Genomic DNA, 12581 nt, shown 5'->3' with positions numbered 1-12581 from the left:
ACGTAGGCAACTGAACTAAAGGAGTGGGGAAGCTAGATCACGCAAAGTCAAAAAAGCGTGAATCGGTTACATCTTAATGCTGCGAAATTGACTCAAGTTGTTGCAAGAGCAGCGCAGCCTGAGTGCGGGTACGGACGCCCAGCTTGCGAAAAATCGCCGTGACATGAGCCTTGATGGTCGCTTCCGACACGCTCAACTCGTAGGCAATCTGCTTATTCAGCAACCCTTCGCAGACCATGGTCAGCACGCGGAACTGCTGGGGCGTCAGGCTCGCCAGGCCATCACGGGCGGCCTTGGCTTCGTCGGAGACGTTGATTTCTTCAAACGCCTGAGGTGGCCAGGAGACATCACCGTCGAGCACGGTACGCACGGCTTTCTGGATATCTTCCATGGCGCTGGACTTGGGAATGAACCCACTGGCGCCAAACTCTTTGGAACGCACCACCACGTCAGCTTCTTCCTGAGCCGAGACCATCACGACGGGAATTTGCGGGTATTGCCCGCGCAACAAGACCAGCCCGGAGAAACCATAGGCACCGGGCATGTTCAGGTCGAGCAGCACCAGGTCCCAATCGGATTTTTCGGTAAGGCGGGCTTCCAGCTCGGCAATGCTGGCGACTTCGACCAGGCGCACGTCCGGGCCGAGGCCCAGGGTCACTGCTTGATGCAGAGCGCTGCGAAACAGCGGGTGGTCATCGGCTATCAGGATTTCGTATGTGGCCATTGATTAAATGATCCTGTTTTTTATGGGAACGCTGATGGGTTCAGCGTTCACCAGTACACAAGGCGATGGCCAGGCAGCCATTGCCACAGGGCAAGTCCGACGTCAAAAGCAGTTGAAACGACGTCGAAAATTTACGGTTACGCCCCAATCGGCGCCCAGCATGCCCAGCGTAGCCTGGAGGGTCAAGCACTACGCCCGTGGGCATTTTAGCGGGTTACGGGCATGCGGTGCCATCATGCAAACGTCGTCTGGTTATAGCGCCGGTATATAGGGCGCAAGACGCCGATGCACAACGTCCTCCACGTCCAGCGGCAACTGGAACTTGGCCGCCAGGTAATGGGTGCTGAAGACGTCGAGGTAGGCATCCAGGACTTCGCTGGCTGTCTCGTCGGCGGCCAGTTCCAGGCACAGGGCGGCGACTTCGGCGGTACAGAAATGGTCATCGCGCTTGGAGCGCCGTAATTTGTAGCGCGACAGTTGCTCCGGGGCCAGGCTCAGTACCGGCAAGTGTTCCAGATACGGGCTTTTGCGGAACATCTTGCGCGCTTCGCTCCAAGTGCCATCAAGCAGGATAAACAACGGGCGCTTGCCCTCCACCACCTGCACTTCGCTGACCACACGTTCGGGGGCGACGAACTCACCGGGAAATACGATATAGGGCTGCCATTGCGGGTCGGCCAGCAAGGTCAGCAAATCGGGGTCAACCTCGGTGCGGGACCAAGCGAATGCGGTGGTGTCGTCGACCACGTCAGCGATCAGCCAGCCGGTATTGCTCGGTTTCATCGGCTCGACATCGTGCATCAACAGGCACATGGCGGACTTGGCCTCGACCTTGGGTCGCCAGGCACACAGGCAATACTCGGGGATCACTCGGCAACCGGGGCAACGTTCGGCACGCGAACCACGGTTAAGGAACGGCCTGACGGCACGGGCCAGGCGTTGGGTGCGCAGGCGGGAGACAGCGTGGCTCATCGGGTGCGCCGCTGGGAAGGGTAAATCGACACGGTGAAAACTCGTGGAGGGTTTAAGGGCCGCAGTTTACCAGCGATACGCCTGGCTGTAGTGGCAAGGGGTCACCTATAATTGCGCGCCACTGAACGCACAGCGCAGTGGCTGGTCTATGCACCAGTAACCGAATCAGGAGAGTTTCATGCTGCGTTCCATGCTGCGTCTTGCCGCCCCATCCATCGCCCTTGCGCTGGTATTGCCCGTGGGCGCCCAGGCGGCCTCGCTGCTGGAGGCCCAAATGAACCGCAAGCTGCAAAGCGTCGCGGCTGAAAGCAACAAGGACCTGCCACGGGAAATTGACGAAAAAACCCTGGAAGTCGCCTACACCGTCGAAGGCATGCAACTGATCGACCACCTCAGTGTGCAGCCAGATCGCGCCGAGCAGATGCGCGCCAATCCCAAGGCGGTGTATTTCCAACTGGGCCAAAGCGTGTGCTTGAACAAGGGCTACCGCGAATTAATGGCCAAGGGCGCAGTGATGCGCTATGAAATCACCGAGAACAAGACCAACCGCCCCGTAGCGTCGGTCAAGTTTGTTGAAGCTGATTGCCCCGCCCCGGCTGCAGCCAAAAAGAAAAAGTAAAGACTGAACCTTCGCGCGCTACCGTCCGGTGGCGCGCACGCCCCGCATCAACTCCTCCCAGCAGGCTAGACTGCGTATCAGGCGACCAATAAGCGGTTGCCAGCCAAGGGTTTTCCGGCCCATGATCAAGTCATCCCAACCATTCATTCACAGCGCTTTTCATGCTGTTCTGTAACAATTTCAGGGCAAAAGAAGGTTGCCCCCCTGCGGCAAGCAGCGACACATGCAGTGTTGTAGCTCCGGCGAATGGCTCGTCGGCCACCCGGGCCCTGTAAGAAGGAGACGTTGAATGCCTTACGAACCGAATGACCGCCTGCTCCAGCTTTTTGAAGAATACGGGGCCGACCTCACGCAGCAGGTCGAAACGCAACTCCAGCTGATCGCTCCCAACAGCCCGAATATCCCCCTGTATCGCGACATGATCCTCACCGTGCTGCGCATGGCCAAGGATGACCGCAGCCGCTGGAACGCCAAAATCACGTTGCAGGCTGTCCGAGAACTGGATAACGCCTTCCGCGTACTGGAGCAATTCAAAGGACGCCGTAAAGTCACGGTGTTTGGCTCGGCGCGCACACCCGTCGAAAGCCCGCTGTATGCCTTGGCCCGAGAAGTTGGCGCGTTGCTTGCGCAATCCGACCTGATGGTGATCACCGGCGGCGGCGGCGGGATCATGGCGGCCGCCCACGAAGGCGCGGGCCTGGAGCATAGCCTGGGGTTCAATATCACCCTGCCGTTCGAGCAACATGCCAACCCGACCATCGATGGCACCGAGAACCTGCTGTCGTTCCACTTCTTCTTCACCCGCAAGCTGTTCTTCGTCAAAGAGGCCGATGCATTGGTGTTGTGCCCAGGCGGCTTCGGCACACTGGATGAGGCGCTGGAAGTGCTGACCCTGATCCAGACCGGCAAGAGTCCTCTGGTGCCCGTGGTGTTGCTGGATGCACCCGGCGGCGGATTTTGGCAAGGCGCCCTGGACTTTATCCGCAGCCAACTGGAAGCCAACCGCTACATCCTGCCCACCGACCTTAAGCTGGTAAGGCTGGTGTACAGCGCAGAAGAGGCAGTGGAAGAGATCAACCGGTTCTATGCCAACTTCCATTCCACGCGCTGGTTGAAACGTGAGTTTGTAGTGCGTATGCATCATGCGCTTAGCGATCGGGCGTTGGCCCATCTGCAAAGCGAGTTCGCCAGCCTGCGATTGAGCGGGGAGTTCCAGCAATTGGCCTATACCGGTGAGGAGCATGATGAGCCGAAGTTCAGCCATTTGACGCGGTTGGTGTTCAACTTCAACGGGCGAGATCAAGGCCGGTTGCGGGAGTTGGTGGATTACATCAACTTGCCGGAGAACTGGGCGCAGGCTCAGGGGAAGGCGCAGCAGCGGGTGGCGCCGGAGACGGCGTGATTTTTTGAGTTTTGCGAATAAAAAAGCCCCGCCTGCAGAGATGCAGGCGGGGCTTTTTTGTAGTGAGCGGGCTTGTCCCGCGCTGGGTAGCGGTGCCGCCCCAAAACCAGCCTCCGCGTTATACTTGTTACTCCGCAGCGGCCCAATTTGGGCGGCTTCGCCACCCAGCGCGGGACAAGCCCGCTCACTACAACCCCCAGCGGCTGGTATTCAGTCGTCCATGTCGCGACCGCTCAATAGGCGGCTGATCATCTCCATCGAGAATCCGCGATAACTCAGGAAGCGTCCCTGTTTCGCACGCTCTTTGGCATCGATAGGCAGATGGCCAGAGAACTTGCGACGCCAAGTGTCTTCCAACTGCGACTGCCAACTGATCCCGCACTCACGCAGGGCGAGGTCGATATCAGCGCGTTGCAGGCCGCGTTGGCTCAGTTCTTCGCGAATCCGCGCGGGGCCGTAGCCGGAACGTGCCCGGTAGGAGACAAAGCTTTCGAGGTAACGGGATTCCGACAGCAGCCCTTCTTCCGTCAACCGGTCGAGGGCAGTTTCGATCATTTCGGGTTCTGCGCCGCGCTGACGCAGTTTGCGTGTCAGCTCGACTCGACCATGCTCGCGGCGAGCGAGCAGGTCCATTGCAGTGCGCCGGACGGCGACGAGTGTATCCAGTACAACTGTCATCGTTGAGATCAGATGTCGGTGTCAGCTTCTTCGACTTCTTCAACCGGCTCACGGTTGGCAGCAGCTTTCACGTCTGGTGCTGCGGTCAGCAGCTTGTCGCGAATTTGCTTCTCAAGCGTTGCGGCGATATCCGGGTTGTCCGCAAGGAACTTGGCCGAGTTGGCCTTGCCCTGGCCGATCTTGCTGCCGTTGTAGGCGTACCAAGCACCGGATTTTTCGACGAAACCGTGCAGTACACCCAAGTCGATCATCTCGCCGTTCAGGTAGATACCCTTGCCGTAGAGAATCTGGAATTCGGCCTGACGGAAAGGCGGGGCTACTTTGTTCTTCACGACTTTAACGCGGGTTTCGCTACCGACAACCTCGTCACCTTCCTTCACCGCGCCAGTACGACGGATATCCAGACGGACCGAAGCGTAGAACTTCAGCGCGTTACCACCGGTGGTGGTTTCCGGGCTACCGAACATCACGCCGATCTTCATACGGATCTGGTTGATGAAGATAACAAGGCAGTTGGCGTTCTTGATGTTACCGGTAATTTTACGCAGCGCCTGGGACATCAGACGGGCCTGCAGGCCCACGTGCATGTCGCCCATTTCGCCTTCGATTTCAGCCTTCGGTACCAGGGCTGCCACGGAGTCGACCACGATCACGTCGATGGCGTTGGAGCGCACCAGCATGTCGGTGATTTCCAGGGCTTGCTCGCCGGTGTCCGGTTGGGACACGAGCAGGTCGTCAACGTTGACGCCCAGCTTGCCGGCGTATTCTGGGTCCAGGGCGTGCTCGGCGTCGACGAACGCGCAGGTGGCGCCCATTTTTTGCGCCTGGGCAATCACCGACAGGGTCAGGGTGGTTTTACCGGAAGATTCAGGACCGTAGATTTCAACGATACGGCCTTTTGGCAGGCCGCCAATGCCGAGCGCGATGTCCAGACCCAGAGAGCCAGTGGAAATAGCCGGGATCGCCTGACGGTCGTGATCGCCCATACGCATTACGGCACCCTTGCCGAATTGACGTTCGATCTGACCCAGGGCCGCAGCCAAGGCTTTCTTCTTGTTGTCGTCCATTAAAGTCCTCACGTAATCAATAAGGCCTGACGGCCAACACCTGTATAAGTAGACAGTATTGTTCCACAAAGATCAGAAATCGCCTACCCCTGATTTTCTATTTCTGCTGCAGCTCGTCGTAACAAGCCCTCTAGCGCGGCCTTTACCGTTTGTCGGCGGACCTCATCGCGGTTACCCGTGAAGTGCTGCAGCTCGGCTGTCACCTCCTCGCCCACACCAAAGGCCAGCCAAACGGTGCCCACCGGTTTGTCCGGCGAGCCGCCGTCCGGGCCCGCCACACCGCTGACCGCGACGGCAAACCGCGCCAGGCTTTTCTCCTGGGCGCCACGGACCATCGCCTCCACCACTTCCTGGCTGACGGCGCCGACTTTTGGAAACAAGGTTTCCGGCACATTCAATTGCCGGGTCTTCTGTCGATTGGAATAGGTGACATAGCCCGCTTCAAACCAGGCCGAACTCCCCGGAATCCGCGTGATAGCTTCCGCGATGCCGCCGCCGGTGCATGACTCGGCCGTGGTGACGTGGGCGTTGAGCACCTGCAGGCGGCGCCCCAGTTCGGCAGCCAGTTGAGTGATTTCCTTCACGGTCGTCTCCAGAAGTAGGCGGGGAATTTGCCTACCCTACAGCAGCCCATCGACCATGCAAGTTACAGATTGCATCAGGAGACTAATGCGCAGGTGGAACGCATAACACCGCTCGCGCCCGTGCCCACAGCCGCAAACGGTCCTCCAAGCCATTGAGCCCGCCATTGATACGCCGGGTAATGGTGGTGAACTGATCCTTGTCGGCCAGTTCGTTGAGGCCGTTGCTCTGCCAGAACCAGGCGGCGGACTCGCACGCCCATTGCGGCACCTCCAATAATTCTGGTCGCTGCAGCAGCCGCTCATCGCCAAACAACGCCCGGCTGCACGCCAGGTAATTGCGTCGCCCCGTCACCTGGATCAGTCCCCTCCCCCGATACTTCTGGCCATCTCCATCCGCCTCGGGGGTATTGCCCAAGCGTGCGGCCAAAGCACCGGTGTCATACCGATTCAGATACTGATCACTGCCCAGTTCACGCACGTAACGCAACTCACCGGACTCATGGGCGATTTGTGCGAGAAAAGCTGCAATGCGCTGGGCGCTGTTGAGCCCGTATCGCGCAAACGCCGCATTGAGCGCGGGCAAAAAATGCCCGCTCTCAAGCGGGCTCCAGGCATGATTTGAATCAATTGCGGCAGTGTTACCACCCTGAACTCCCTCCTGAAAACGCGCTATATCGACAATCCACCTGCCGTGATTGCACTGCGATAGCCTTTCTCCGGGTCGCCCTCATTGACCACCTTGGTGATTGACCACCGTCCCTGCATATAAGAAGGCCAGGTTTCATCCAGCCGCAATAATCCTTCGGCGGCCAGCAACGGGTTGCCGGGGCAATCGATCACCAGTTCCAGACCCTCACGTCCGACCCGGCGCAACTCACCTTCGGCCACGGCACGTGCCTCGTCTTCGTTCTGGCAGCGTTGGCGCAAGGTCTTGAACGGTGCAATTCCGACCTGAACCACGCGCTGTTTGCCTGCGGCGCTGTCCCACCAGGTGACGCGACTGCCTTGGTAGTTCGAGCGGGTTTTCTCATTGAGTACCGCTGTGATGAAGGCCTGGTCGCCGGGACGGTTATCCTGGGTCACGGACAACTTCACCTCCGGCAATTGTTGAAGGGAAATCGACTTGACCTGCCCGGCTTCCGCCAACACATACAACTCGTTAAACGGCTTGGTCACCGCGCAATAGCGCTTGGCAAGACGGGTGATGAAGGCCATGTCGCTTTCGTTGGACTGGTCGACATGAGCAATTGCAATGCCTTCCAGGGACGCCGCCACACGCGGTGAAAAACCATGCCGTCCGACCAGTTGCCGAAACAGCGCACCCAGGGTCGTCGGCCCATAACTGGCAGAACGGCGCTGGCGGTAGCCACTCGGGTCCTCCATGCTGAAAGGCGCCGCCGTGGCAACGATCATCAAGCGCATGGGGAACAGCACGGGGGTTCGCTGCGTAATGACGAACTGCCCCTTCTCCACCAGCCCCGACTCTTTATAACCAACGCGCAAGCCGATCTTGCCGCTCATGCTCGGCAGGCCTTCTAGCCCCTCGATGTTGAGCGTCAGCTCCAACCGGTCCGACTCGATGCCGGCGGCGTCGGTGTGTTTCCAATGCATGATGCGTTGATTGAGCAGTGCCGCGTTGGCACCGTAAAACTCCACGATTGGCGTAAATCCCTGTGCCATACAGCCTCCTTAATCCCAAGCCAAAACGGGGAGCGCGGCACTCGGTCGCGCGTCCAGTTCCGGCACGATCACCCACACACCAGCCGGCAGCACCGGGCCAAACTCGGCAAGCCCGGGGTTCAAGCGCCAGAGGGTTTCTTCCGCCGCATCATCGCAACGGCCCAACTCGCGGTAGAGCAGCAGGTTGACCGAATCACCGGCAATACTTCGCACTTTACGCATTGGTGAATTCCTCCAGTTCCAGGGTCCAGCCGATGACCATGGCGGTGCCGTCATCGATGACGCCGCTCTGTTTTTCCGCCACCGAATTGATCCGCCACAGGCCCCAATTGCGGCCAATGCCATCGACCAGTGGCAACGGCACTCGCTGGTTCTGCAGGGCACGCAGTTCATCGAGCCGCTGCATGCCCACGGCGTACATGGCGGTGCCGCCGAAGGTCAGTTTTTCCAGCTTCTGCCCGTTCTGCCGCGATTGGGGCTTACTGGCAATAATCGCCAGGTCCAACCAGCCGCCGTCGCTGTTACGGGCCAACGAGGAATAAGCAAAACCCCGAGACAGGCCAAAAATAAAATCACCCAGCACCATCTGTTGTCGCATCAATCACCTCCTGGATCGGCCAGTGCCGCGTTACGCCGGATACCCAGGGAATCGGTGACCATCGGCATGCATTGAAATTGCAGGGCCTGGATCACCTGGTTGACCACCTGTTGTGCGTCGGCAGGGTTTACGCCGGTGATCTGGATGCTTGGGGCAATCGACACTTGCACGTTGTCTGTACGAGCACTGTTGAGCTCCTTGCTCATCGCGTCGGGCGACGACAGGCGATCACTTGGAGCGAAGAATTTGTCACCGAGCCAGGTACCGACCTCGCTGCCCAGCAAACCGCCGATGACACCACCGACAGCGGTGCCGACGCCCGGCAAAATCATTGTGCCAATGGCCGCACCGGCGGAGGCGCCGGCCCAGGCACCGCCGCTGGTGCTGAGGCCGGCGCCGATGGCATTGGCGTCGCCGTTGCGTACGCCTTGGATGACGTCCAGGGCAGCTTCGGCGGTTCTGATTGGCGCAAGCCGCCGAACGGTGGCGGATTCGAATTTAGCGAACACCCCGCTAGGGACGCTGCTAGGGGCACCTGGAAAAATATGTGCCGATACTGGGTTGCTCACACTGGCAAACGATTGAAAGCCCTGGGAGGGTGCTCCCGAATGAAAGCCCCTTTGTGAGTCACCCAAAGCCTTGATGATTCTTTCGACGAAGCTGCCGAGAGATGCACCCCCTCCTCCAATCTTTTTGCTTCCTTTTTTGATCTGCTTGCCGGCCGCATCGACCGCAAGATCAAGCAGCTTATCCACGACCTTGTCCTTGACCGAATCACCAACACCCGCCCAAAAACCAGTGGGTTGCTTCTCTTCCTTTTGCTCACTTTTCAAGGCGCTCGGGGCGATATCAACCTCGTTGGGCGCCAGGGAATTTCCGTTGATGAACAATGTACTTGTCAGCGTCTCCACGCTTTCACGCAAACGCATCTGCTCAAGGGTCAAACTGCTAATTTCAAGGCTTGCGTTCGCCAGCGCCAGGGTTAGCTCCGAGGGAGGCTCTGGCATCGCATCCAGAAATGATGACGGCACTAACGGTGAAAGCGTGCTCTCCAAATCCGCACCTGCACCGTTGCCCAAGCCAGGATAAGTCAGCCAACGCTTATCCTCATCCGTCAGCTTGAGTGAAAATTGATTGTCCTGCATCCCGCTCTACTCCTGTTTGACGCCAAGGCGAGTGATCGCGATGTCGTAGCGGCGCAATGCTTTTGCGGCGTCCCACTCCAGGATCTCCGCTTCCGTTACCGAGTAAACCAGCGGCACCACATCAAGGATTACGTCGATGTCGCGTTGCGAAAGAAGGCCGCCGGTTGATTTAAAAAATCGTCGATGCGCTCCTGTAGCTCGGTCCAGTCGGGCACAGTCAGGCCGGCAAGGTCCGGGATCATCAGGCCGGCGCAATGCGCAGTGATGAATTCGGCGCGCTCTTTGGCGGTGGCGAGTTTTTTCATCACCTTGGTGGCGCGCAAGGCAGGCATTTCCAGAGGGAGAGCGGTGTGGGTACGGCCGGCGGCGTCGAATGGCAGCAACAATTGGACGGGCTGCTCGTGGGTCGATTCTTCTTGTTCGCTGAGGAAGAACGAGGTGGGACGAGTCGACATTTCATGCACGTACTGGGCGATGGTGACGTAGTCCGGGCGCATAAGTTGGTCGAGTTCTTTTTCCGACAGGCCGGTGGCGAGTTTCGCCAGTTCGAAGAACTGGTCGTCCTCGTCTTCACCGGCCCGGGCCAGCGCAGCTTTTTGCGCGGCGTAGTACAGCGGTTTGAGTTGAACCTGATCGATCGTCGCGCCAGTGTCGGCGGTGATCGGCGAGAGCAGGCGGTGCAGCGGTGGCATCCAGGCCATGGGGCAATTCCTTTTGCAAGTAAGGGAGGGAGCGAGCAAGCCCGCCCCCGGGTGGTCAAGGCATCAGCACAGCGCGACGCGCATCGCCAAGGATGTCGACGCCATTGAGCACAAACTTCTGGGTGCGCACGTCGATGTCGATCACCGTGACGCCGTTTTCCAGACGGCTGTAAGTCCGGCAAGCGAGCTCCAACGTAGTGGTGGCCTTCTCACCCATTTTCAGCTTGGCTTCCTCCAGGATTTTGAGCTTGCCGCCGACGGTGTGGTACGTGAAGTAGGTCTTGCCGTCCTGGTCCTGGCCCGCCTCGCGCACGTTCAGCAGGATGTCATCGCCCAGGCGTACCCCCAGGGCCAGCATGATCTGCGGTCCGGCACCTTGCAGGATCAGCTTGGCGCCCAGCACCTTGCCACTCTTGGCCATTTCCTCGGCAATGAACCGCCCGCCGGACATGGCTTCCATCTCGAACTCGATCTTCGGCGGGGTGAACTCCTCCACCGTCGCGGACAACGGCAGGCCTTGCAGGGTGGCCGCAATGGCCTGTCTGACTCGGTTGGTAAACATTAGAGAACGTCCTCCAGGAACTGCTCGATGATTTCATCGCGGGCATTGAGTTGATAAATCATGTGTTCGTTCGGCGCGTAGCGGCCGTAGTCGATGACGATGTACCAGGTGCCGTTTTTGTACTTCTCGACACTGTTCAACTCCGGGTGCAGGTACACGCTGCCGCCGGGAATGGTTTCGTCGGCCACCAGGGTTTGCAGCCAGTCGTTGATGCGCTTGACCTCCTGGTCCATGAAGGACTTGGTGAGGTTTTTGGCCATGGCTTTCTGGCCAGCCTTGACCAGCTTGCGGCTGATGGCATCTTCCAGGCCGACGTAGCTGATGAACTTGCCGGTGATGGAACGGTTACCCAGCAACGAGAAACCGCCGAGGATGGTGCGCGCGTAGTAGCTCACGCCGAAGCGGTTGAGCAGGTCGCCTTCGGTGGACGTATCGAGGATGTTGTACTCGACCACGCGGGAAACGTCCTCGGCGAACGTCACCTGGTTACCTGGGCTTTCCCACTGCTTGACCTTGGCCAGCGCGGCGATGGCCAGGGACGACGGCGACAGGAACACGTTCTTCTTGGCTGCCTTGGAATACACAGACGGCATGTTGTGCACCAGCAGGCAGCGGTCGAAACCCAGGTCGGCACCGCCCAGTTCACCGCTGTAAGTCACTTGGTCGGCGACGCTGGCGTCTTTACCGTCCAACACCACACGGGCCTTGATGCGCTTGCCGAACGCGGCGAACTCGCCGGCGACAGCTTTGGTGCCGGTAAAGCCAGGGGCACCGATGATGGTCAGGTCTTCCGGCACGCTGGCCAGTGCTGCCAGGCCGAGTTTGCGACCGGTGATCGGCTCGTCGCCACCGATCACGTTGTTGAGCGTATCCGCCGGGGTGGCGCCTTCGTCCACGATCACCACATAGACCGGCACCTTCACCACTTTGAGGATCTGGTAGACGGCGTGGAAGAGCGTCCCGGTTTCAGCGCCGGTAGGGTCCAGCAGCGCCTGGGTGGTGAAGCTGTTAATACGAAACGGCGCGTTTTTAGGGATCGACGCATGGGCATTCGGTGCAGTGCCGACCAGCCCGATCACGTTATCGCCCAGGCCACCCATGGCCTCGGGGGATTCAGTCGCATAGACGGTGATGCCGTTATGCTCGAAGTTCAAAACCTCAGCCATGGTTAGTCAGCCTTCTTAGTAGCGGCCTTTTTGGCCGGGGCGGTGTTAAGGACGCTGGACAGTTCCAGGCGTCCGGCGGTGCGCAGCGCGGATGCTTCGACGTCCAGCAACTCCAGTTCCTGACCGACGACGGACCAGTGGCCTTTGCCAGTCGGGAATGGGGTTAGGACGGTGTAGGTTTGGCGGTGGGGCATGGGGGAAATCTCCAGGCGAAAAAAAACCGCGGGGAGCGGTTTGGGTGATCGGTTGAAATTTATTCGGCTTGCTCTGAAAGCCAGTCAGGCGGCTCCGGGCGCATTTCCTGAGAGGGAAAATCTGTGGACTGCGGCCAATCGCGCAGTATCTGTATATAGGTCAACAACGCAGCGAATTGCGATGAGACCAACGTGCTCGGAATGCCCAGTTCCAGTTGATCGCGATGCCTATCTCGGACTCCACTCGCGGTCAGCAGTTGCCGGTCCCGCCATGTACGCTCCTTAGCCGCTATTTGCTCACGACTCAGTCCAGGTTGATCTATAGCAACTGGAAAGCCTTGCTCATCCGCCGCGAGGATCTTCCCGGCAGCGTTTTCGGCCCGAAGTTCAGCATGACGCGCTTTGGTAATTTCCTGGCATGCCATAGCAGATGGCTGCATACCGGGCAGATAAAAACCACCCGTTTCCGCGCAATAAAAAATGCTCATG

Annotated in this window: 16 protein-coding genes and 1 pseudogene; 2 read left to right on the top strand and 15 right to left on the bottom strand. The window is 59.1% G+C overall.

Annotated features, from left to right (window positions below; all coding sequences use genetic code 11):
- Positions 1 to 73 precede the first annotated feature (73 nt).
- Positions 74 to 724 carry a response regulator transcription factor ErdR gene (gene erdR, locus HF257_RS10825; RefSeq protein WP_003189050.1) on the bottom strand — a complete coding sequence of 217 codons (651 nt, stop codon included), beginning with the start codon at positions 722 to 724 and terminating at the stop codon, positions 74 to 76.
- Positions 725 to 976: 252 nt separating this feature from the next.
- Positions 977 to 1696, bottom strand: coding sequence for a tRNA-uridine aminocarboxypropyltransferase (locus HF257_RS10820; protein ID WP_185707524.1), 720 nt, complete (start codon positions 1694 to 1696; stop codon positions 977 to 979).
- A 178-nt stretch (positions 1697 to 1874) separates the two neighbouring features.
- Between HF257_RS10820 and HF257_RS10815 the strand changes: the two genes are divergently transcribed.
- Entirely contained in the window at positions 1875 to 2315 is a 441-nt protein-coding gene (locus HF257_RS10815; protein WP_185707526.1) for a PA3611 family quorum-sensing-regulated virulence factor, read from the top strand.
- Positions 2316 to 2604: 289 nt separating this feature from the next.
- The gene (locus HF257_RS10810) at positions 2605 to 3717 is read left to right on the top strand and encodes a TIGR00730 family Rossman fold protein (protein ID WP_185707528.1); all 1113 of its coding nucleotides are present in this window, start codon (positions 2605 to 2607) and stop codon (positions 3715 to 3717) included.
- A 210-nt stretch (positions 3718 to 3927) separates the two neighbouring features.
- On the opposite strand, the gene recX is transcribed toward HF257_RS10810, so the two are convergent.
- From recX to HF257_RS10745, 13 genes and pseudogenes are all read right to left on the bottom strand, one after another.
- Positions 3928 to 4395 (bottom strand): recombination regulator RecX, encoded by a 468-nt coding sequence (recX, locus tag HF257_RS10805; protein WP_185707530.1) that lies wholly within the window; start codon positions 4393 to 4395, stop codon positions 3928 to 3930.
- A gap of 8 nt (positions 4396 to 4403) precedes the next feature.
- Positions 4404 to 5462: a recombinase RecA gene (recA, locus tag HF257_RS10800; RefSeq protein ID WP_003189042.1), complete on the bottom strand. Its 1059-nt coding sequence runs from the start codon at positions 5460 to 5462 to the stop codon at positions 4404 to 4406.
- A gap of 83 nt (positions 5463 to 5545) precedes the next feature.
- Entirely contained in the window at positions 5546 to 6046 is a 501-nt protein-coding gene (locus HF257_RS10795; RefSeq protein ID WP_185707532.1) for a CinA family protein, read from the bottom strand.
- Between the two features lie 82 nt (positions 6047 to 6128).
- Positions 6129 to 6661: pseudogene (locus tag HF257_RS10790) on the bottom strand (glycoside hydrolase family 19 protein).
- A 54-nt stretch (positions 6662 to 6715) separates the two neighbouring features.
- Positions 6716 to 7726 (bottom strand): contractile injection system protein, VgrG/Pvc8 family, encoded by a 1011-nt coding sequence (locus tag HF257_RS10785; RefSeq protein WP_185707534.1) that lies wholly within the window; start codon positions 7724 to 7726, stop codon positions 6716 to 6718.
- 9 nt (positions 7727 to 7735) lie between these two features.
- Complete coding sequence (locus HF257_RS10780; RefSeq protein WP_185707536.1) at positions 7736 to 7948, bottom strand: tail protein X; 213 nt, start codon at positions 7946 to 7948, stop codon at positions 7736 to 7738.
- A complete protein-coding gene (locus HF257_RS10775) occupies positions 7941 to 8324 on the bottom strand; it encodes a phage tail protein (RefSeq protein ID WP_185707538.1) in 384 nt (127 codons plus the stop codon). The genes HF257_RS10780 and HF257_RS10775 overlap by 8 nt, the downstream gene beginning before the upstream one ends.
- Entirely contained in the window at positions 8324 to 9469 is a 1146-nt protein-coding gene (locus tag HF257_RS10770) for a glycine zipper domain-containing protein (protein ID WP_185707540.1), read from the bottom strand. The genes HF257_RS10775 and HF257_RS10770 overlap by 1 nt, the downstream gene beginning before the upstream one ends.
- Before the next feature lie 128 nt (positions 9470 to 9597).
- Complete coding sequence (locus HF257_RS10765) at positions 9598 to 10170, bottom strand: phage tail assembly protein (RefSeq protein ID WP_185707542.1); 573 nt, start codon at positions 10168 to 10170, stop codon at positions 9598 to 9600.
- 55 nt (positions 10171 to 10225) lie between these two features.
- Positions 10226 to 10732: a phage major tail tube protein gene (locus HF257_RS10760; RefSeq protein WP_185707544.1), complete on the bottom strand. Its 507-nt coding sequence runs from the start codon at positions 10730 to 10732 to the stop codon at positions 10226 to 10228.
- Positions 10732 to 11898: a phage tail sheath protein gene (locus HF257_RS10755; protein WP_185707546.1), complete on the bottom strand. Its 1167-nt coding sequence runs from the start codon at positions 11896 to 11898 to the stop codon at positions 10732 to 10734. The genes HF257_RS10760 and HF257_RS10755 overlap by 1 nt, the downstream gene beginning before the upstream one ends.
- Positions 11899 to 11900: 2 nt before the next feature.
- Positions 11901 to 12092, bottom strand: coding sequence for a hypothetical protein (locus tag HF257_RS10750; protein WP_185707548.1), 192 nt, complete (start codon positions 12090 to 12092; stop codon positions 11901 to 11903).
- 59 nt (positions 12093 to 12151) lie between these two features.
- A complete protein-coding gene (locus HF257_RS10745; RefSeq protein ID WP_185707550.1) occupies positions 12152 to 12580 on the bottom strand; it encodes a phage tail assembly chaperone in 429 nt (142 codons plus the stop codon).
- Position 12581: the final 1 nt, after the last annotated feature.

The organism is Pseudomonas cremoris, from assembly GCF_014230465.1.
The sequence above is the reverse complement of the archived record's forward strand: the minus strand, read 5'-3'. Positions and strand labels throughout refer to the sequence as shown.

Coding starts and splice junctions, on each gene's coding strand:
- erdR (WP_003189050.1), bottom strand. CDS start 724: ATGGCCACATACGAAATCCTGATAGCCGATGACCACCCGCTGTTTCGC.
- HF257_RS10820 (WP_185707524.1), bottom strand. CDS start 1,696: ATGAGCCACGCTGTCTCCCGCCTGCGCACCCAACGCCTGGCCCGTGCC.
- HF257_RS10815 (WP_185707526.1), top strand. CDS start 1,875: ATGCTGCGTTCCATGCTGCGTCTTGCCGCCCCATCCATCGCCCTTGCG.
- HF257_RS10810 (WP_185707528.1), top strand. CDS start 2,605: ATGCCTTACGAACCGAATGACCGCCTGCTCCAGCTTTTTGAAGAATAC.
- recX (WP_185707530.1), bottom strand. CDS start 4,395: ATGACAGTTGTACTGGATACACTCGTCGCCGTCCGGCGCACTGCAATG.
- recA (WP_003189042.1), bottom strand. CDS start 5,462: ATGGACGACAACAAGAAGAAAGCCTTGGCTGCGGCCCTGGGTCAGATC.
- HF257_RS10785 (WP_185707534.1), bottom strand. CDS start 7,726: ATGGCACAGGGATTTACGCCAATCGTGGAGTTTTACGGTGCCAACGCG.
- HF257_RS10780 (WP_185707536.1), bottom strand. CDS start 7,948: ATGCGTAAAGTGCGAAGTATTGCCGGTGATTCGGTCAACCTGCTGCTC.
- HF257_RS10775 (WP_185707538.1), bottom strand. CDS start 8,324: ATGCGACAACAGATGGTGCTGGGTGATTTTATTTTTGGCCTGTCTCGG.
- HF257_RS10770 (WP_185707540.1), bottom strand. CDS start 9,469: ATGCAGGACAATCAATTTTCACTCAAGCTGACGGATGAGGATAAGCGT.
- HF257_RS10765 (WP_185707542.1), bottom strand. CDS start 10,170: ATGGCCTGGATGCCACCGCTGCACCGCCTGCTCTCGCCGATCACCGCC.
- HF257_RS10760 (WP_185707544.1), bottom strand. CDS start 10,732: ATGTTTACCAACCGAGTCAGACAGGCCATTGCGGCCACCCTGCAAGGC.
- HF257_RS10755 (WP_185707546.1), bottom strand. CDS start 11,898: ATGGCTGAGGTTTTGAACTTCGAGCATAACGGCATCACCGTCTATGCG.
- HF257_RS10750 (WP_185707548.1), bottom strand. CDS start 12,092: ATGCCCCACCGCCAAACCTACACCGTCCTAACCCCATTCCCGACTGGC.
- HF257_RS10745 (WP_185707550.1), bottom strand. CDS start 12,580: ATGAGCATTTTTTATTGCGCGGAAACGGGTGGTTTTTATCTGCCCGGT.